11 protein-coding genes are annotated in these 20867 nt (G+C 48.7%); 3 read left to right on the forward strand and 8 right to left on the reverse strand.

The genetic code is table 11. The features are described 5' to 3' along the window. Positions 1-57: 57 nt before the first annotated feature. From QZT80_RS24290 to QZT80_RS24325, 8 genes are all read right to left on the reverse strand, one after another. Positions 58-2322, reverse strand: coding sequence for a M56 family metallopeptidase (locus tag QZT80_RS24290; RefSeq protein ID WP_295128599.1), 2265 nt, complete (start codon positions 2320-2322; stop codon positions 58-60). Between the two features lie 18 nt (positions 2323-2340). After that, positions 2341-2739: a BlaI/MecI/CopY family transcriptional regulator gene (locus tag QZT80_RS24295; protein ID WP_295128601.1), complete on the reverse strand. Its 399-nt coding sequence runs from the start codon at positions 2737-2739 to the stop codon at positions 2341-2343. Positions 2740-3250: 511 nt separating this feature from the next. Next, on the reverse strand, positions 3251-4696 hold the full coding sequence (uxaC, locus tag QZT80_RS24300) for a glucuronate isomerase (protein WP_295128603.1): 1446 nt from the start codon (positions 4694-4696) through the stop codon (positions 3251-3253). 36 nt (positions 4697-4732) lie between these two features. Beyond that, the gene (locus QZT80_RS24305) at positions 4733-6226 is read right to left on the reverse strand and encodes a tagaturonate reductase (protein WP_295128605.1); all 1494 of its coding nucleotides are present in this window, start codon (positions 6224-6226) and stop codon (positions 4733-4735) included. Between the two features lie 5 nt (positions 6227-6231). After that, on the reverse strand, positions 6232-8154 hold the full coding sequence (locus QZT80_RS24310) for a glycoside hydrolase family 88 protein (RefSeq protein ID WP_295128607.1): 1923 nt from the start codon (positions 8152-8154) through the stop codon (positions 6232-6234). A gap of 8 nt (positions 8155-8162) precedes the next feature. Next, the gene (locus tag QZT80_RS24315; protein WP_295128609.1) at positions 8163-9815 is read right to left on the reverse strand and encodes a glycoside hydrolase family 28 protein; all 1653 of its coding nucleotides are present in this window, start codon (positions 9813-9815) and stop codon (positions 8163-8165) included. After that, complete coding sequence (locus QZT80_RS24320) at positions 9812-11461, reverse strand: RagB/SusD family nutrient uptake outer membrane protein (protein ID WP_295128611.1); 1650 nt, start codon at positions 11459-11461, stop codon at positions 9812-9814. The genes QZT80_RS24315 and QZT80_RS24320 overlap by 4 nt, the downstream gene beginning before the upstream one ends. An 18-nt stretch (positions 11462-11479) precedes the next feature. Further along, entirely contained in the window at positions 11480-14437 is a 2958-nt protein-coding gene (locus QZT80_RS24325; protein WP_295128614.1) for a TonB-dependent receptor, read from the reverse strand. 252 nt (positions 14438-14689) lie between these two features. On the opposite strand from QZT80_RS24325, the gene QZT80_RS24330 reads away from it, so the two are divergent. The 3 genes from QZT80_RS24330 (at position 14690) to QZT80_RS24340 (ending at position 20763) form a co-directional block, all read left to right on the forward strand. Continuing rightward, complete coding sequence (locus QZT80_RS24330) at positions 14690-15721, forward strand: LacI family DNA-binding transcriptional regulator (protein ID WP_295128616.1); 1032 nt, start codon at positions 14690-14692, stop codon at positions 15719-15721. A 200-nt stretch (positions 15722-15921) separates the two neighbouring features. After that, the gene (locus tag QZT80_RS24335) at positions 15922-18324 is read left to right on the forward strand and encodes an FtsX-like permease family protein (RefSeq protein ID WP_295128618.1); all 2403 of its coding nucleotides are present in this window, start codon (positions 15922-15924) and stop codon (positions 18322-18324) included. A 489-nt stretch (positions 18325-18813) separates the two neighbouring features. Continuing rightward, the gene (locus QZT80_RS24340) at positions 18814-20763 is read left to right on the forward strand and encodes a sigma 54-interacting response regulator (RefSeq protein ID WP_295128620.1); all 1950 of its coding nucleotides are present in this window, start codon (positions 18814-18816) and stop codon (positions 20761-20763) included. Positions 20764-20867: the final 104 nt, after the last annotated feature.

Below are 20867 nucleotides of genomic sequence, written 5' to 3' on the forward strand. Positions count from 1 at the left end.
CTTTCCCGGTTCACCTTTTCGTGAATAAACTGGTTATTATGCTGCAGATGGAAAGGGTTACTCTACGTATATGTCGGAATGCCTGGAATTACCGTCTTTGGTATAAATATAGGCATTCGAGGGTGATGTAATATACAATTTTTGGTACCGTTTAAACATCTCACCGGTAATTGCTTTATCGTTTACCTTAAACTCTTTATTGGTCAGCACAAATTTCACATCATCCTCCGTGGATTTGATGAACCCGTCCTTTACCATATCCGTTAAGATTTTTTCCCTTACCGAATTAGCGCCCGTGGAATTGTATAATGGAGGCGTTGGTGGAGTTGGAAAGGGTTTACTTTGGTAGCCGGGCGGGGTTGGCGGTGCCATAACAGCGACAGGTGCATATTTTGAAGTACTTGTTACGGTGTGTACTTCTTTTCTCCCGGTATCCACAGTGGTGGATGTGGCTACTGATATGTTACCCGAATTCACCACCGCTGTGTTATGCTGAACATTAGCCACTACAGATGAATTAGCGTTTGCGTTAACCACCACATTACGCTGCGCATTCGCAATATTTACATTCCTGCCCTTGTCAATATCCTTAAATATTTCACGCACCAGGGGGTAGGTAGATACGAAATCTTCATCAGGCACCCTCCGACCGTTAATTGTAAGACCAGTGGCCTGGTTATTTTTGATGTCGACTTCGAACTTAGTGCTTTCCATTTCATGCTTAATAACACCAGTTAGATTGCCGCCTCTGTAAAATACCGGCGCCGTTCCCAAGACATTGTCCTCCCTGGGTTCGTACTGGCCGTCGTAGTTACCCACCACCGCAGTATCTGGCACTTTGTAAGCCTGCTTCCAGGTAGTGAGTACATCTTGATATTTCGCCTTCACGGCCGCCGCGTCGCCGGTTTTGTACACCACTTTACCGTCCACTTTAATACGGGCTATATTGTAAGGCGAATAAGCCTCTACCTGGTAAAGTTTGCTATTCCTTTTAAATAGATAGATGTTGTAGGCCCATCCATTACGGTTTTCCTGGAACTGCAAAGTAGTTCCTTCGCTTATTGATGTAGGATCGGTATAAAGTTCGCCATAGGATTTAGGCGTGATGGTGTCTGCCTGTTCAGCCAGTGCTACATCCGACGATAAGAGCGGGCTATCGGATACCACATCGCCGGCGAGTTTTCCGAATGCCTTGCGGTAAAGGGAACTGTCGGCGCTACCGTCTTTAACCTTCGGCGGCGGTGCATTTTTTTCTGTATTAGAATTGACCAGTTTATCTGATTGCGAGTACACCAGTCCTATAATGCCAGTAATACTAAGGCAGAGGAGCAGGAAAGATTTTTCAGCCATGTTGAGTGTTTTGTTACTGTTTTGAACAATACGCTTTACACGGTCCAGCAGCTGGTGTTTTTTACTACCCGGGAAAGCCAGGGCGTACTTATTGCGGGCATCGATATTAAATTCCATGAAGGATACGATAGCCTTTACGTAGCCGGTTTTGCTTTGCATGACAGTGATGGCCATATCATCGCAGCAATGCTCCCTTTCTTCCCGTATGCGTGCTGAGATCCAAAGTAAAGCTGGATTAAAGAAGAAGATCGTTTCCGCAAAGTGCTGGAAAAGATTAACAATAAAATCGCGGCGGCGGATATGTGCCAGTTCGTGCAGCAGCACGGCCTCGACCTGCTCCGGCGGCAGGCTGGCCAGCAAACCCACAGGCATCAGGATCAGGGGTTTCAGTATGCCTGTAACGGCGGGTACTTTTACCATACCCGATTCCAACAGACGCACTTTCATGCTTAACCCGATCCTTTCCGCCAGTTCCGCTACCTTCAACGCCCAGTGCTCCTCCGGGGTAAAGGTTTTATAATTGCGTACACGCTGAATGTAAATAAGGCCCGATAGCAGCCATAACAGCTTTGCTATGAACACTATGAACCAGCCAGTTACCAAAAGCGGCGCATGCTCGTTAAAATAGGCTTTAAAGCGGGTACTAAAAGCCGGTGTATACTCCATATGCTCCACGGGTGCCTGCACCTGCTGCACCGATGGCGATACCCATTGCACGATGCCTGTTTGGCTCTCTACCATTGGCAGAGGGGTGGGCCTTTCCAACACATAGAAGAAAGTAACCGCCGTACCTGCTATAAACAGGAAAAACAGGACGGTGAACAGGTTGTACCGCAATGCCGGCCTCGACTTACGGGTAAACAGGATCAGTAATCCTGCCACAAGTGCCAGTGCAAACCCCTGCCAGAGAGAGTGGATGAGGGTCCAGCCAATGGCGCGTACCAGTTCGTTATTAAAAAACAAGGTGTGCATATGGATAAAATTGAGCGGTTATTTTTCGTCGTTCTCCATTTTATTCAGCAGCGACTTTATTTCCTCCAGTTCGTTGCGGGAGGTTTTGCCGTTGCCCAGCAGCTGCATCAGCAGCGTTTTGGCCGATCCGTTAAAGGTGGCGTCCATGAACTTGTCCAGCAGCAGGCCTTTGGTAGGCTGCTCCTCCAACAATGCGCGGTATACATGTTTCATACTGCTCTCATCCCTGCCCAGCATACCCTTGTCGGTCATGATCTGCATGGTTTTAAGCGTGGAGGTATAAATAACGTTACGGTCCACGTTCAGTATATCATTTACAAAGCGCACCGTAGCCGGACCATGCTTCCACAACACCTGGAGTATTTCCAGTTCTCCTTTAGTCGGTTCTGCCTGGTTGTTGCTTTTTTCCTCTTTCATAAACTAAAGGTACGAATCAATTCGTACGAAACAAGTATAAGGTTGTCTTTTTTTAAAAAATTTCCTGGATGAATACCAGAGACCGGCGAATTTACCTTTGTTAATATAATATCATTACTTTAGAATGCTATGTTCTCGTAAACGGGGTTTATCCTGAAAACTATCCTCGATCCTTATGAAACCCTTTATCATACTTTATCCAACCCGTATTTTAACATTGGTTTATTCTAATGTTATTCTAATCTTATTCTAATGTTTTTCTAATGTTAATCTAATCCGAACCTAATCTTAATTGCTGTTAATCTTGTTCCACCACCGCACTGACATGTACTTTATTCGCTTATTACAGATATACAATATGCGATCGTTTTGGCTGAATATTAATCCCGATGGTGTGTTGAATGACTGCTGCTGATCAATTTTTTGCGGCGCTACCGGCATAAAAAAAAGCACAGGCCGGCATTGATAGCCGGACCTGTGCCCGTACGTATGAAGTATTAACTACGACTGATTAAACGCGTAACCTTGCCTCCACGCCTTTTTCCAGGTATTGCCAGTTGAAGTACTGCCTGGCATTGTGGAAACTGATATCCTGGATCACTTTACCCACCCATTCAATATCGTCCGGCATTTCGCCTTTTTCTATTTCGGCACCGAACAGGTCGCACAGCAGCCTGCGGAAGTATTCGTGGCGCGGGAATGAGAGGAAGCTGCGTGAGTCGGTAAGCATACCCACGAAGCGGCTTAGCAGCGACATATTAGACAGCGCGTCCATCTGGCGGAGCATGCCATCTTTCTGATCGAGGAACCACCAGGCCGCGCCAAACTGCACTTTACCGGCAATAGAACCGTCGTTGAAGTTGCCTGCCATGGTAGCCAGCACCTCGTTATCGGCAGGGTTAAGGTTGTAAATGATGGTTTTGGTGAGTTTATCCTGTTTATCCAGCTTATCCAGGAACTTAGCCAGCGCACGCGCCTGGGAAAAGTCACCGATAGAATCCCAGCCGGTGTCGGGCCCTAAAAGTTTCATCATGCGGGAATTGTTGTTGCGCAGGGCGCCGAGGTGGTACTGCTGCACCCATCCCCTTTCCCAGTCCCACTCTGCCAACTGTAATAACATAGCCGACTTGAACTTACGCAGTTCGGTGAGGTCGAGCTGTTTGCCACTTCTCACTTTACTGAAGGCCTGCTCTATTTCCGCAGCGGTAAATTCCTCCGCGTAAATCTCTTCTATTCCATGATCGGATACACTGCAGCCGTGCTGGGCGAAAAAGTCGTGCCGTGACTTCAAGGCCTTTAACAGGTCGCCATAACTGCTGATCGACACATTCGCCGCCTGCTCCAAACGATCGAGGTAGTTATTATATACGACGGGATTATCGGCATTCATGGCTGCATCCGGACGAAAAGCAGGCAGGATCGGGATTTCGAAGCCTTCCTGTTTCATTTGTATGTGGTACTCCAGGTTATCGGCGGGATCGTCGGTAGTACATACCAGTGCCACGTTCATTTTTCGGAGCAGGTTGCGTACAGAGTACGACGGGTCCTGCAGTTTTTCGCTGGCCGTATTATAAATCCTGCGGGCAGACGAAGGGTTCAATACCTCACCGATGTCGAAGTAACGTTGCAGCTCCAGGTGCGTCCAGTGGTACAGGGGATTGCGGAGTGTGTAAGGTACCGTAGCCGCCCACTTCTCGAACTTCTCCCAATCCTTTTTATCGCCCGTGCAGTAACTTTCATGTACACCGTTGGTACGCATCGCTCTCCACTTATAATGATCCCCATACAACCAGGCCTGTGTAATATTCTCGAAATTAATATCGCCTGCGATCTGCGCAGGTGGCAGGTGACAATGATAATCTATCACCGGCATTTCTTTTGCAAAGTCGTGATACAAACGTTGTGCAGTAGCCGTATTCAGCAAAAAATGCTCGTCCAGGAACTTTTTCTTAATCATATAAACACTTATCAAATAAAAAACTTAGTTCAATTTCTATTTTGCCAGCGCGGCTTCAGCACCCGCTTTTCTCACCAGGGCGGCAGCACCGTGGGTCATCATTCCATTCAGCATGGTAGCCACCGCCTGCGGGAAACCTTTTAGTTCACACAAATCAGTGCCCCAAAGGGTGGTGTTACTTAAAGCCGTACGCACCAGCACTGCAGGCTCCAGTCGTTTCCACGACTCATGGAACCAGCTCGCCTGATCATCGGTAATCGTATAGGTCACCCCGTTAGCAGTGCCCTCATAACGACCATCCGCAGTACGTTCGCTGCGCATAAACAGCAGGTAGGCAGCGAAGCCCAGCGCCATCATAGCCGGCACTTCCTGGGTACGCTGATAATGGCGTAACAGGATGGGCACATCTCTCATCTTCATTTTCGAGGTGTACTGCATCGTAATACTTAACCAGCGATGCTCAAGATGCGGATTGCGGAAGCGGTCGAGTACACTGTGCGCAAAGCGCCAGGCGGCGTCTTCACGGATATAAATGTCTGTGATGGCAGGCGCAATTTCCTGCATCATCATCGCTTCTATACAGTTGCTCATCGACTCATCTTCCATAGCCTCTTTTACCGTATCGAAACCAGCCAGCAGGGCCAGTCCGCAGGTAAGCGTATGCGTACCATTCAGCAGCCGCAGTTTTAACTCGCGGAACACATTGATGTCCGGCGCTATCACCACACCACTATCGGCCTCACTAAAAGACAATACCTTTTTCACTTTTTCTGAGGAAGATTCGATAGCCCAAAGGCGATATACCTCTGACATGATCATCAGTTCATCTTTATACCCCAAAGCTTCTTCCGTAACCGATTGCATAGCTGCAGGCAGTTTACCCGGCACAATACGATCCACCAGCGAGTTACAGAAGTGATTATGCTGTAACAGCCATTGTATAAAATCTTCGCTGAGTTTATTATTACGCGCCAGTTGCACAACGATCTCTTTCAGTTTGCGGCCATTATCAGGCAGCAGTTCTGTAGGCACGATCACCATCCCCTTATCTGCCGCACCTTTGAAGTGTTCGTACCGCGCCAGTAAAAAGGCCAGCAGTTTGCCCGGGAACGAAACCGGCGGTGTGCCATGCACATTATCTTCCACCAGACTGATGCCTACTTCAGTGGTATTAGATATCACCAGTTCCATTTCCGGATTAGCGGCGCATTGCAGGATAGCCTGCCAGTCGCTGGCAGCCGAAAGCACCCTGCTGATGGACGCATTCACGATATCTTCTTCGATCTTTCTTCCATTTTCTATACCTCGTACGCACAGTGTGTACAGGCCGTCCTGCTTTTCAAAAGCGCTCGTATCGCCCTGTGCCGTAGATTTTACTACTACTACCCTGCCGTTGAATATACCGGCCTTATTCGCTTTATCTATAAAATAATCGGGCAGTCCGCGTAACAGTACACCGGTGCCGAACTGCAGCACTTTTTCCGGTAGCGCTTTTGTACCAGGCAGTTGTGATTTAGACAGATGCATCATGTTGTTTACTTACTTTTCGCTTCTTTGATCAACCAATTTACAAGGTCGGAGGCCGCCTGGTAGTTTTCATATGTAGCCGGAAGTTTTCTTCCGTCGAGATATTCATTGTAAAACCATGGATCGCCCACGGCAAACACAGCACCTTTGCCTACCTGCGCGGTAGCCATGATCACATCCTTATTCTCCGTAATCAGCGGCGTGGCGGGCGCTTTCAGGTCGAGGGTGGATAATTCCTTGATGTACAGGGAACGCGCTTTGCTGAACACTTTATTACCAGCAGGCACCGTTACTTTACCTTCTTCATAGTTGCTGCCCTTTACGCGATGAATACTGTTTTCATTAAAAGTGATACCAAAACGCTGGCTCAGGCGGTTAAAACCTTTGATTTCCGCGTTACCGGAATCGTTTTGCATGAGTACCAGTACACCACCGGCTTTTACCCAGTTGTATACGGCATCTGCATCTTTATCGGTTACATGGTTTGGTGCAGCCGTTTCCTTTTCCGTGTCAGGATCGGCAATGATATAGATATTGGCTTTAGAAAGACTGGAGGCGGTTGGTGCTGCAGAAAGCGTATCAGTTTTTACGCCTTGTTTATTGAAGATGTGTCCCCAAAGCGAGTAACCGCCGTTCGATAATTCATTCCACACATAATGCGTACGCACCTGTGCGCCGGTTATATCTTTCTTCCATTCGTTGTTGTAATGCTGATCAAGTACCACGGTAAGCCCTTTACCGTTTGCCTGACTGTTGGCAATAGACATTTCGCCGGCAGCCAGCAGGAAAGCGCCCACACCTTTCGCATCGTTCACGATTACTTTTTCGCTCAGGTAATAAGCATAACTGCCGTCGCGGTAAGGATCGCCGCCAAGACCCGCCACACTTACCGTGCCTTTCAGGTTCCAGCCGCCTTTAGGCGTTGCTTCCAGGAACTGTTCCTGTATACCTTTATAACCTTTGGCAGCAGTGTTTAAATAACTGGCAGGCAAATAACCTTTGCGCACACCTTTTGCGATAGCGTATACAAACATCGAGGTAGCAGATGCTTCGAGATAGTTGCCTTTAGCACTGGCGCTATCGAGGATCTGGAACCAGGCGCCGCTCTTTTTGTCCTGGTATTTAGCCACTACGGAAGCGAAGCGGTTCAGGATGGCGATGAGGCTATCGCGGCCCGGGTGTTTGGCCGGAAAATACTCCAGCGCATCTACCAGTCCCATACCATACCAACCCATAGCACGGCCCCAGAAGTGCGGGGAGCGGCCAGTGGTTTTATCCGCCCAGCGCTGCTCGCGCGATTCGTCGTAACCGTGGTACAACAGGCCCGTTTTGCTATCGCGGGAATGTACTTCCATCAGTACAAACTGGCGGGTGATGTCGTTAAACGCACCCGTTTCGTGGAAGAGGTCTGCATACTCAGCGTAAAAAGGTTCGCCCATATACAGGCCATCCAGCCACATTTGCCAGGGATAACGCTGTTTGTGCCAAAAGCCGCCCTCTTTCGTACGCGGGTGATTACGCAACTGGTTACGGAATTTATCCGCTGCCAGCTTATACTTTTCCTGCCCCGTTACTTTGTAAAGTGTAAGCAGGATACGTGCGTTTTTTATATGATCGATATTGTACTCCGATTCTTTGTACCACCTTACGTTGCCTTCTTTGTCAACGTAGTGGTCCATACTTTTCTGGATGTACTTAAAGTATTCGCCGTTGCCTGTATTCTTCCACAGCAGCGTAATACCTTCCAGTACCACACCCTGGTCGTACGACCATTTCACGGGGTGCCCCGGGTTTACTACCAGCGAGTCTTTCCAGATATCCATTACCGTCAACGCCATTTTGCGGGCGTCTTCGGCTGGTGTTTGCGCGGCGGCCGAGGTGTATACACCGGCGGTGATCAGCGTTGCGAGTAATGCCTGTTTAACTTTCATAGGTCCATCTATTTTATGATCAAAGCCCCGGTTTTTGCGCCATCGGCAAACACCGGCTTTTCTTTTGCCTTTTTAACATCAGTGCCGCTTACAGAAACGCCCGACGTTCCGCCTAACAGACTGATAAAATTCTTAGCCTCTTCGAAGCGAATATTGGCCAGCTTTATTTCGCGGCTGTTACGGACGTTGATCAGCGGATCAGATTCTGCTACTTCGAAGGTGGCATTGGTGAGCCTTATATTACTGGCTTCCAGGAGTTCTACTCCCTTCTTCGCTTTTATCACGATGTTATCCATTTCTATATTACTGATCGGCATTTCAGGGAGACCTCTGATAAAGATGCCCTTAGCAGCGCCACGGCACACTACATTGCTGATATGAAAATCCCGGAACTGCGGAGTGGCTTCGGTTACAGGGAACGTTTCCACTTTTACGTCGGCATGCTTTTCGCCGGCCAGCGGTACAGGATCTTTCGCCATATAATACATATCAAACAGGATCGCTTCCCCGGGAATGTTCGTCATGTTGATATCCCTGATAAAGATCTTTTCCACTACCCCACCTCTGCCGCGTGTTGTTTTAAAACGCAGTCCGATATCGGTACCGATGAAGTTGCAGTTCGATACGAAGAGGTTACGGGCGCCGCCGCTCATTTCACTGCCGATTACGAAACCGCCGTGGGCATGGTAAACCGTATTACCATTGATAATGAAGTTCTCCGTAGGCACGCCTCTTTTACGACCCTGCTCATCACGACCCGATTTAATACAGATCGCATCGTCTCCCACATCGAATACGCAATTTTCCACGCGTCCGAAGCGGCACGATTCCAGGTCGAGCCCATCGCCATTTTGGGCGTACCATGGGTTCTTCACCGTTACACCACGCAGCGTAATGTGTTCACACAGCAGCGGGTGTATACACCACGCAGGACTGTTCTGGAACGTAACGTCCTTTAACAGTACTTTTTTACAGCGGGTTAACACGATCATGTTCGGACGCAGGAAGTCCTTGATTTCCTCATGGTCTGCCTTTGTTTTATTAGGATCGATAACACCGGCCAGTTTAACGGACGAGCCTTTTTGCGATTTCTCCGAAGGATACCAGGTGCGGTTGTCTGCACTTGTCAATCCACCGGAAGCTACTAAACGTTTCCACTGCGACTCCGTGAGTTTGTCCTTTTTCACCTGCCTCCAGGCGTCGCCGGCGCCATCAATAATGCCGCTGCCTGTAATCGCAATATTTTCCGCATCCGTAGCCGAAACCGGGGGCTGGCAACGCATGGCCGCCAGTCCCTCGTAACTGGTCTCAATTAAAGGATACTGGTCGAATTCAGTAGTAAACTGCAACAACGCGTCGCGGCTGATGTGTAATTCAACGTTACTTTTCAGCACGATCGGGCCGGTAAGCCACAGTCCTGCAGGAATTAACACCACACCACCGCCCTTTTTATTACAGGCGTCGATAGCCTTGTTAATACTTGGCGAGTTGAGCGTTAATCCGTCCGCTTTGGCACCAAAGCGGAGAATATTAAATGTGTCCTTACGGAACACCGGTTCGTTAACGACCGGCAGGTTGTTCCAGGAATACTGCGCCTGTGCGGGCTTAGCGAACAGCGTGGCAGCAATAGCAATTGAGCTTAATGTCAGGTGTAATCTCACTGGTATCCTAAGTTTTGTTTAAATTCCTGTTTATTGGTCACGGCGTCCACCTGGTCCTTTGGTATGGGCCTTACAAGGTGGTGCGCATCAAAATTAACGGTAGCATCGGGATTGGCGAGTTTCAAACGGCTCTCCAGTTTACCCGTACGTTTCAGGTCGAACCAGCGAAGCTGTTCTCCCATCAGTTCCCTCGCTCTTTCGTCGAGGATAAAGTCCAGCGTTACCTGCGCTGCGGTAATCTCCATTTCCGCCTCTTTACCTGTTACAGCGGCACGGCGTCTTATCGGATTGATGTAATCCACCGCCTTGCCCGGGTTGTTCAGGTTTAGCTGCGCTTCTGCCGCTATCAGGTACATTTCCGCCAGGCGAATAATGAATGCATCTCGTGGACTTTGTTCTTCATTGAACGCAGCGCGCGTAGGATCATCGAATTTTTGCAGGGAAGGATAATGCAGGCGGTCTAACCCGCTACCATCGGCCTTAAACATCTTACTTACATCATAAATCCTGTACTTCTTCGTCGCCTCCACATCGGCCGGAATTTCATACTTAGTCGTAAATACAGCTGTATCGCCAATCTTCATCCCTGCCGGTGCTGTGCCCAGTGTATTACACAACCAGGCCTGTTTAAAAGTTGCGTTGTAGCGGGCGTCTTTTGTTTCATCAAACAGCCGCAGCGCATACAAAGTAGGCATATACCTGTTAAAAGGCCGTCCGTTTGCAATATCGCGCGTCATGCCTGCCAGGTCATCGTACTTCATAATGAACATCAGGTGCCCGTTATGCGCACCTCTTGGGTGACCACCGGGATATAACGTAGCATCTGTACGGTCGTTAAAGGCAAGGTTTTTAAAATAGTTCACGGCCCATATCACTTCCTTGTTGGCAAGATTGCTCATGCTCCAGAGGTCTGCATACTTCGGTTGCAGAATATATCCATAACTTTTAATCACTTTATCCGCCAGGTCAAACGCTTGCTGGTTAAGGCCGCGTGTTAAGCTGATACGCGCCAGGAAAGCTTCCGCAATAGGTTTAGTGGCCCTTCCGTAATCGGTAGTGGTAGGTGGCAGGTTAGCCACGGCAAATTCGAGATCCTTTAAGATATGTGCATAAAACGTATCCACCGGGGTACGATTGGCCGTAGTTATGGTTTCTGTCGTTTCTTGTTCTGTATAATGCACATTGCCCCAGGTTTCCACGATATGCCAGTAATAAAACCCACGCAGGAACCGCAATTCGGCAAGGCGCCTTGTTTTAATCGCATCACTCAGCCCCGCCTGGTCAATGCGGTTGATGCCTGTATTACACAGGTTTACGGCGGCATACAGCGTTCTCCAGAGATCGCGTACGGCGGTGTTGGAAGACTGTAAATTATAATAGTTAGAAAGATCGGTGTATTTATCGCCAGTGCCGCTGGTCCATAGGTCGGTGCCCATTTCGGAAATGTTGTAACCATCTTCTTTTCCGTACCACCAGCGGTTGTACGTATAAGCTGCGGTTACCAGCGTTTCGAATCCCTCGGGAGTAGTGAATACTGCCTCGGCCGTAAGACCGCCCGGGTTCTTTTCTTCCAGCAATTTGGAGCAGGACGCCAGCAATACAGCCAGCATCAATAAAAGACTATATGGTGAGAATGACTTTTTCATAACGTTCGGGTTAAAGGATCAGAATGTTACATTTAAACCAGCCACATACATTTTCGTAAGCGGGAAACTCAGCGCGCCACCACGTTCCGGGTCATAATCTTTCACCTTACTAAAGGTAGCCAGATTTTTTCCCGTTACATAGATGCGAACAGCACTCATCCGGATTTTACCGGCCGCCTCTGCAGGCAGTGAATATCCGAGAGATACGTTCCTGATCTTTACGAAAGAACCGTCGCGGTAGCCCAGTGTAGAAATAAAAGGCGTTCCCGACATAGACACGCTCGAATTCGGTCGTGGGTACTCGTTACTCGGGTTCTCCGGCGTCCAGTAGTTCACGGGGGCTCCGTTTTCCAGTCCCTGCGGATCGTATTTGCTGTCGTACTCCGAATTGATCCACTGACCAATGCGGGCAAAAACGTAAATATTCAGATCGAAGCCTTTATAACGGAAATCGTTGTTTAAACCGCCTGTCCATTTAGGTACCTGCGCACCAATTACTACACGGTCAAGGGAGTTGATGGCAGTATCCCTGTTCACATCGCGCACCCTGATATCTCCCGGTTTGTATTTGTACACCGTTGCTTCGCTGGCGTCTTTACTTTGCCAGATACCTATTTTATCATAATCGTAGTACACCGTTACCGGGTAACCGATAAAGAGGCCGCTGGCAATATCATTCGTGCTACCATCGGCCAGGGACACGATCTGTTCTTTATTCCTGGTGAAAGAGAGATTGGTGGTCCAGCTAAAATCGCCTGTTTGAACGTTTACGGTATTAATGCCTACTTCTATCCCGTGGTTCCTGGTTTTGCCGATGTTTTGCAATGTTTTACCTACACCCGTAGAAGTGGGCAGGGTACGCAGCAGCAGCAAATCAGAGGTACGGGTATCATAATAATCAAAGTTGATGTTGATACGGCTGCCGAGGAAACCCATATCTACGCCAATATCGGTGGTGCCGGACAGTTCCCATTTCAGTGTTTTATTGCCGATCTGGTCGCTGATGGTGTAAGCCGGAGCGGCGGTATTATCATCATAAGAAAAAGGAATACGGAACAAAGAGCTCTGTGTGCTGTATGGCGCCACGGCGTCGTTGCCCGCCACACCATAACTCACGCGAAGTTTCAGGTCGCTGAAAAAGTTCTGCTGCTTCATGAACTCCTCGTCGCTGATACGCCAGGCAGCGGCGGCAGATGGGAAAAACGCCCATTTCTGACCGTCCGACAATTTAGACGAGCCATCGTAACGGCCGGTAAGCGTAAGCAGGTACCTTTCTCTAAAGGCGTAATTGATACGGGCCGTGAACGACACCAGGTTCCATTGCTGGTAAGCACTGCGGATAGCAATACCACTTACGTTGTTCTGCAAAGCATGAAACAACTGGCTGGGCAGCAACTGACCTTCACCCTGCGCATTGCTGGAGTCGGCCTGGAAACCCAATAAGCTACCAACAGCTGTAACGGCGAAGTTGTGCTGACCAAGTGTCTTTTTATAACTGATGATGTTTTCCCAGTTCAGGAAGCGGTTAGCGCTGGTATTGTATTGAGAACGGGAAGTAGAGAACGTAGCGCGGTCGATGGTTGTGCGGGATGCGTATACACCGGTCCGCGTATTATCCAGCGTTACACCTGCATTGCTGCGTAACGTAAGGTCTTTTATGGGCGAGTATTCAGCATATACATTTACCAGCGTACGCGTGGTACGACTGTTATTAATGTAAGCGTTCGGCTGTTCATCGGCCAGCGGGTTGATGTGTGGGCCCGCATTGGGAAAGGCAATGAACTTACCGGCAGAATCGTACGGCAGGCCTAGCGGAATGATTTTATTTGCCTGGTTCAGCGGGTCTCTGCGTACGTCCTGGTCGTAATAAGTAACCTGGCCCTGCATACCCACTTTCAGTTTATCGCCTACCTGCTGATCTACGTTCATGCGCGCTGTATAACGCTGAAGGTTATCCAGTTTAAACAAGCCCTTCTCTTTAAAATAGTCGAGCGACAGATAGATCTTCGTTTTTTCAGAACCCGCGGAAACACCCACCTGGTAGTCCTGCTGATTTCCCTTGTGCAGCAGCTCCCCTGCGTAATACGTCCAGTCGCCTTTGCGGATAGCCGCCAGCTCCATAGGATTAAATATCGCGGGATCGTCGGCCACCGTATTCCAACGGTTGTTAGTGCGGTTCGCTTCGCGTTTTAGCGCTACGTACTGCGGGCCGGTGTTTACGTGCGGGTAACCGGCCACTTCCGAGATACCACCGTACACGTTAAAGCTCACCTGGGCCTTGCCCGTGGAGCCGCGTTTAGTAGTGATAATGATTACCCCGTTAGCACCGCGGGAACCATAAATGGCCGTAGAGGAAGCATCTTTCAATACTTCCATCGACTGAATATCGTTTGGGTTAATATCTTCAATATTGCCGTACTGCACCCCATCAACAATGTACAGTGGCGAGTTACGGGCGTTGATAGAACGATTACCCCTTACCGTTACATTGATTTTAGCACCGGCGGCACCGCTGCTTTTGGTGATATCCACACCGGGCACCTTTCCCTGCACCGATTCCATCACGTTGGTAGACGGAACTTTTCGCAGTTCCTCCCCTTTTACCGACACAACAGAACCCGTAAGGTCGCGCTTACGGACTTGTCCGTAACCGATAACCACCACTTCGTCCAGTTTTTTGTCGTCTTTCTCCATTTTTACTACAACGTTTGAACTACCGTCTGCCAACTGTGTTACCGGCAGGTAACCCATGTAGGAGAATTGTAGTTCGGCTTTACCCGCTGGAACAGTAAGCGAGAAGTTGCCTTTTTCATCAGTTTTAACACCGGTTGTGGTGCCTTTAATTTGTACACTTACAAAGGGAAGTGCGTCGCCTGTTCCTGCGTCCGTAACTTTTCCCTTTATAATTTGAGTTTGGGCCTGCGCCATAAAGGCAATTGCAAGCAAGCATAAACAAAGCAGGTAAATCTTTTTCATAACGTCTGGCGTGAAATGATTGATAAAACGATTACCGGAAAACGTCGAATCTGTAGGGTTAAAAGCTGCTCTAAATGGTCATTGTATCTGTCCTTTATTTAACGGGAATTACTTTAACAAGTCTACGCTTATATTCGGGAAAACGACAGCATTGACAGGGGTTTATTTACGCAATCGTTCCCGGCAACGTTTACACAGTAGTAGCGGATGCAGATAAAATTGTTTACATTTAAGCATCCTGCAAATGACGTTATGAAATTTGAAGCTGCCACTATAAAAGATATTGCCAAGGCCCTGGGCCTTTCGACCTCCACCGTATCGCGTGCGTTGCGCGACAGTCATGAGATTAGCGAGGAGACGAAGAAGCTGGTGCTGAAATACGCTGCACAGATCAACTACCGCCCTAACCCAATAGCATTAAGCCTTAAGGAAAAGCGGAGCCGGTCTATCGGCGTGATCGTAACAGAGATTGCGAACAGTTTTTTTTCACAGGCGATCAACGGAATTGAATCGGTGGCGAAAGAGCGGGGGTACAATGTAATTATCTCCCAGAGCCACGAGTCGTTCGAAAAAGAAGTGCAAACCTTAAACTACCTCGCGTCGCGTTCGGTTGATGGTTTGCTGATATCCGTATCGGCCGCTACCAAAGACCTTGAGCATTTGCGCGCGCTGCACGACCGGGGCTTCCCCATCGTGTTTTTCGACAGGATAGTTGAGGATATACAAACGCATAAAGTAGTGATCGAGAACTTCCGCGGGGCTTATGATGCTACCATGCATTTGCTCAAGAACGGTTACCGCAACATCGCCTGCATTACAGCTTCAGAGAACTTATCCATCAGCCGCGAGCGTATAGCAGGTTATGTGGAAGCGCTGGCGCACAAACATATTAAACCTTCCAAATCGCTGATCAAATATTGCCCTAACGGTGGCATGGCATTGCCAGAGGTCGAGCAGGCCGTGACCCAGTTACTGAAACTTCGCCCCCGCCCCGACGCCATTTTCACCACCGGTGATAAGCTGACTACAGGCTGTTTAAGGGTGTTGCGCGCCAAGAATGTTTCCATCCCGCACGACATGGCACTGGTAGGGTTTTCAAATTCCGATTTAATTGAGTTGATGAACCCGCCCTTAACCGTGGTGAGGCAGCCCGCTTTCGAGATGGGAGAAATAGCCACCGACCTGCTGTTGCAACTGATAGAGAGCAAACGCCCCGTAAAAGATTTTGAGCGAAAAATATTAACCACCAGTTTGATCGTGAACGAGTCTGGTAACAGGAAATAAAATCCGCCGGGCTTTGCACTGCCGTTGAAGGGAGTGACACAACGGCGGCCGGGCGTTGTGCCCATGCTCATTCCCCACCCTTTTCAATACCGGACGGACGTCTGTACCGAAAGCGGACATATACATAAATACTGTCATTTATAGCTATCAGTCTATATTGTATTTTCACTTTGGCATCCTGTTCGATACCTACCCAAATTATGCTCAGGAACTACATAAAAATCGCGTTTCGCAGCCTCTGGAAATACAAGGGATATTCTGCGATCAATATTCTTGGTCTTGCACTGGGAATGGCCTGCTCGCTGCTGATCATCCTGCACGTTAAGGATGAAATTAGCTATGACAAAGGTTATGATGCGGCTACCCGCCTGTATCGCGTTACCATGGAGGGCCGTGACGATAGCCGCCACTGGGCCGCCACAGCTCCTAATATTGGAGAAGAGATGGCAGCCGCCTTTCCGGAAATACGCCAAACCATCCGCTTTTTCCGGCCAAGACCTTTACAGGTACTGTCTTACACCGATGCCAAAGGCCAGTCGCAACGCTACGAAGAAAAGGACGGGTTGTTTGCAGAAGCCGCCATGCCCCGCATTTTCGACCTGCAATTCCTGCTAGGCGATGCCACCACGGCGTTAGCAGCACCAGGTTGTGTGATACTTACAGAAAAACTCGCGCTCAAATATTTCGGAACAATCAATGTGCTGGGTAAAGTATTGCGTGAAGAAGTAACCCAGGAGCCATTGCGCGTAACCGGTGTGGTAGCCACTCCCGCCAAACCATCGCACGTACAGTTTTCCTACCTCATATCCATGCCCACCATATTGGCCAGGCTAGACAAGCGACTTCTTGTAAACCGCACCTGGAACGGGTTTTACAACTACCTGTTGCTCGATAAACCCGAAGACCGGGCTGCTATAGAAAGCCGGATGAACGACTTTTTACTTAGCTACTACACCCTGGCAGGCGAAACGCCCAAAGAGATATTAGCGAACCGCAGACTGCACCTGCAACCCGTGCAGGACATACATTTACATTCGAAGCTGGAAAAGGAAATGTCGGCCAACAGCGACATTCGTTACGTGTATATTTTTTCCGTAGCTGCTCTGTGTATACTACTGATCGCCGCTGTTAATTTCATCAATATATTTACCGCACAGGCTAATAACCGGACCAAAGAGATCGGCTTACGTAAAGTGATTGGTGCAGGGCGTTTGCAACTGGCCAGACAGTTTTTGGGAGAGTCGTTGTTCGTTACCCTGTTATCCGCCATGCTCGCCCTGGCGCTGGTGTATGTAACCCTGCCATTCTTCAATGATCTTACCGGTAAGGCCATTCGTTTTTCCGATTTGTTAAGTATTCAAAACGCCACTATCCTGTTTGCGCTCATCCTCTCCGTAGGTCTGCTGGCGGGCTTTTACCCTGCCTGGATGCTTTCCGGTTATAACCCGGTTAAATCCTTACAATCACCCAAAGCAGCGATAGGTAGTACCGGGGTGATGCGCAAAGGGCTTATTGTATTTCAGTTTACGATTTCCGTATTTATGATATTCAGCACCGTTGTGATGTACAGGCAGATGCGTTTGTTTCATGATACAGAGCTTGGGTTTGATAAAAAGCAACTGGTGGCAGTTACCATGTACGACGATACCTGGCGGCAATACGGCGCTTTAAGTAATGAGCTGAAACAACAGGCAGACATTACCGCGTTCGGTATTACATCCAACCTGCCGGGCGAGCGTTTTAGCATGCAAAGTTTTCAACCCTTCGTACAGGATATAGAGGAGCAAAGCACCCGTGCCATGTTCGTGGACGACCAGTTACTGCAGGCAATGGGCTTAACGCTGGTGGCAGGCAATAATTTCCGGGCGCAGTGGCCAACGATCAAAAACAATGAATTTATCCTGAACGAAACCGCTGTAAAAACCTTTGGCATTAAAGACCCTGTGGGCAAACGCGCGAAACTGGATACAGACAGCGGCACCATTGTGGGCGTGGTGAAAGACTTCAACTTCGCATCGCTGCATTCGCCGGTAGACCCGCTGGTTATTCAATACAAACCGCTTAATGCCGATTACCTGCTGGTGCAGGCGAAGGCGGGAAAACTGCCCGCCACCCTTCAGCTGCTGGAATCGAAAATACAAGCACTGGCACCAACCAGCGTATTTACTTACACCTTCATCGACGACAAACTGGAGAACCTGTATGCCTCCGAGAACCGGATGATGCAGTTGTTCAAAGTATTTTCCGGATTCGCCATACTTGTTTCCTGCCTTGGTTTGTTTGGCCTGGCTGCCTACGCTTCCAGGATGCGGACCAAAGAGATAGGGATCCGTAAAGTGTTAGGCGCATCTGTGACTGGCGTTACCGTTCTGTTGTCGCGCGACTTTATGAAGCTGGTACTCATCGCCATGTTTATTGCCTGGCCACTTTCCTGGTGGGTGATGCACAGCTGGCTCAACGATTTTGCCTACCGGGCGCCTATAGAAGCCTGGATGTTCCTGCTCTCCGGCAGCCTGGCCTTACTCGTGGCGCTGCTTACCGTGAGTGTGCAGGCGTTAAAGGCAGCTACCGTTAATCCCGTCAGGAGTTTAAAGACTGATTAAACGTCTGAACCGTTATTTATACATGATTTCCCACCATCCGTAACTTGACCCGCCCGCAAAGGCGGGTTATTTTTGTGTCAAGACAGGCTTAGAAATTAAAATTACACATCTTCATTCTCTATTTGTGGCGCAATTAAAATAATAGGTTAACAGGTAAACACAGGGCTGCTTTCCAGCAGCCCTTTTGATTTAGCAAACATACCAGTTTGTCAATATTCAGGATATTTTTATACCTTTATCGTGTTGGGTCAGATCAGCGGGCAAAATGATTGTTTTGATATTTTTCAGCCCCAGCCAGCCAGTCTTTGAAAACAAAACCGATCTGTGTGCCAGGCTGCCATACACCATCCTGAACTTTGTTACAAGTAAGTAGTTTAAGCATTTTTGACCAATGGTTACGCCAGGGTGCTGTACAGCTCAGACGCTGTTACGGTAATCTGTAAAAGACACGTGTTTGCACATTACACGGTCCTGGTAAAACAGACACTAATGAATAAGAAGATACTGATAGTTGAAGATGAATTCATTGTCGCCAATGATCTGCGCCTCATCCTGGAATCTGCGGGTTATAAGGTAGCAGGTATTGCCGACTCGGTAAAACAGGCCCGGGAGATAATTGACAGGGACCGCCCCGATATTGTGCTATTAGACATTTACTTAAAGGGCAAAGAAACGGGCATCGACCTGGCGCGTTATCTATCATCCCAAAACATTGCCTTTATTTACTTATCCGCCAACTCCAACCAGCAGGTACTGGAGGCAGCCCGTGCTACACAACCTTACGGATTCCTGGTAAAACCATTCCGGGGAAAAGACGTGCTGGTAACGCTCGACATTGCCCGTTACCGTCATGAGAACAGCCTGGAAGCATCGCTGCGCCGCGAAGCGTTACTGGATTCGCAGCTGGCCGATATTGCAGCGGCTACCAGCGATAAACAAACAAAACTGTTGCAAATTGCCCAGTCGCTGCAGTCGCATTTACCATTCGACTTTATCACTACCGGCCATACGGACGAGCATGCGTTGCCTTACAGTGGCGTATGTTTCCTGCGCATTGGTTTCGATCAATACCAGTCTATTACCCCGCAGGAGCTGAGTACCATTACACGCATACGCACGTCCGAACTGGAGGCATTGCAACGCTCCTCACCTGCCGAAACCCTTTCTGCCCATTACAGTGGCGCCTCTTTTACCGCGCAATGCGAAAGTAATGGCATGAAAAAATTGTATGCCCGCAGTTTCCACCTGGTATCTAACCTGGTAATGCCATTGCTGATGCCGGACGGACGGATCTATTCCCTTTCATTTTACAGTCGCCGTGCGGATGCCTATCAGCAGGAACATCTTTCACTCAGCATTCGCCTGGCACCCATGTTGACGAGGGTTATACAGGCCATTACATTTAACCAGCCTGCACCTCCGGCCAAACACACCGTTACCCCAAAACCAGCAAAGGACTTTGGCGGTATTGTGGGTAATAGTCATTTACTGCTGGGCATACTGGACCTCGTTAGCCAGGTGGCCCCTGTAGATACGTCGGTACTGGTATTAGGCGAAAGCGGTACAGGTAAAGAAAGAATTGCTCAATCGATCCACGACCTGTCCATTCGTAAAAAAGGGCCGCTGGTGAAAGTGAACTGCGCCGCCCTGCCAGCCAACCTGATCGAATCAGAATTGTTCGGGCATGAGAAAGGCGCGTTTACCGGTGCTACTGAAAAACGAATCGGGAAGTTCGAACAGGCCGAAGGTGGTACTATTTTTCTGGATGAAATTGGAGAAATGCCACTGGAGTTGCAGGTGAAACTATTAAGGGTATTACAGGAAAAAGAAATAGAGAGGGTCGGTGGTAAAAGCACCATAAAAATAAATGTACGGTTCATTGCCGCCACCAACAGGAACCTTGAGAAAGAAGTAGCTGAAGGCCGCTTCCGCCTCGACTTGTATTACAGGCTGAACGTATTTCCCATTACGTTGCCGCCGCTACGTGAAAGGAAGGAAGATGTAAAAGCACTGGCGCAGTTTTTCGCAGAAAAGTTCGCGTTAAAGTTCAACAAACCTTACCTGGGAATTTCCGACAAAATGATGCGGGAACTCGAAGCCTGGCATTGGCCGGGTAACATTCGTGAACTGGAAAACGTAATGGAACAAAGTGTGATTTTGTGCGATGGTCAGCAGCCGCTGAATTTAAGACGACCGCTGAATAACGGGATGTTTTCACCCACTGGTCAGCAGCCACCTGCACCCGCACCTTTACAAACCCTAAACGAGGTGAAGAAGGTACAACAGGAAACAGAAAAGGCCTACATCCTGTCTGTACTCAAAAAAACCAACGGCCGTATTCGTGGTAACGGAGGGGCAGCAGAATTACTTAACCTAAAACCCACCACGCTCGAGTCGCGCATATTCAAACTCGGTATCAGAAAAGAAGACCTCCAATAACACACGTTGCCTCCGAAAATATCGGAGGCGCTTCAATAATCTCCAAAATATTCAGAGTTATTACTGCCGCCGTATATAAACGGCGGCTTTTTCACTACCCCCTA

Source organism: uncultured Chitinophaga sp. (assembly GCF_902168175.1).
Taxonomy (GTDB): Bacteria; Bacteroidota; Bacteroidia; order Chitinophagales; family Chitinophagaceae; genus Chitinophaga.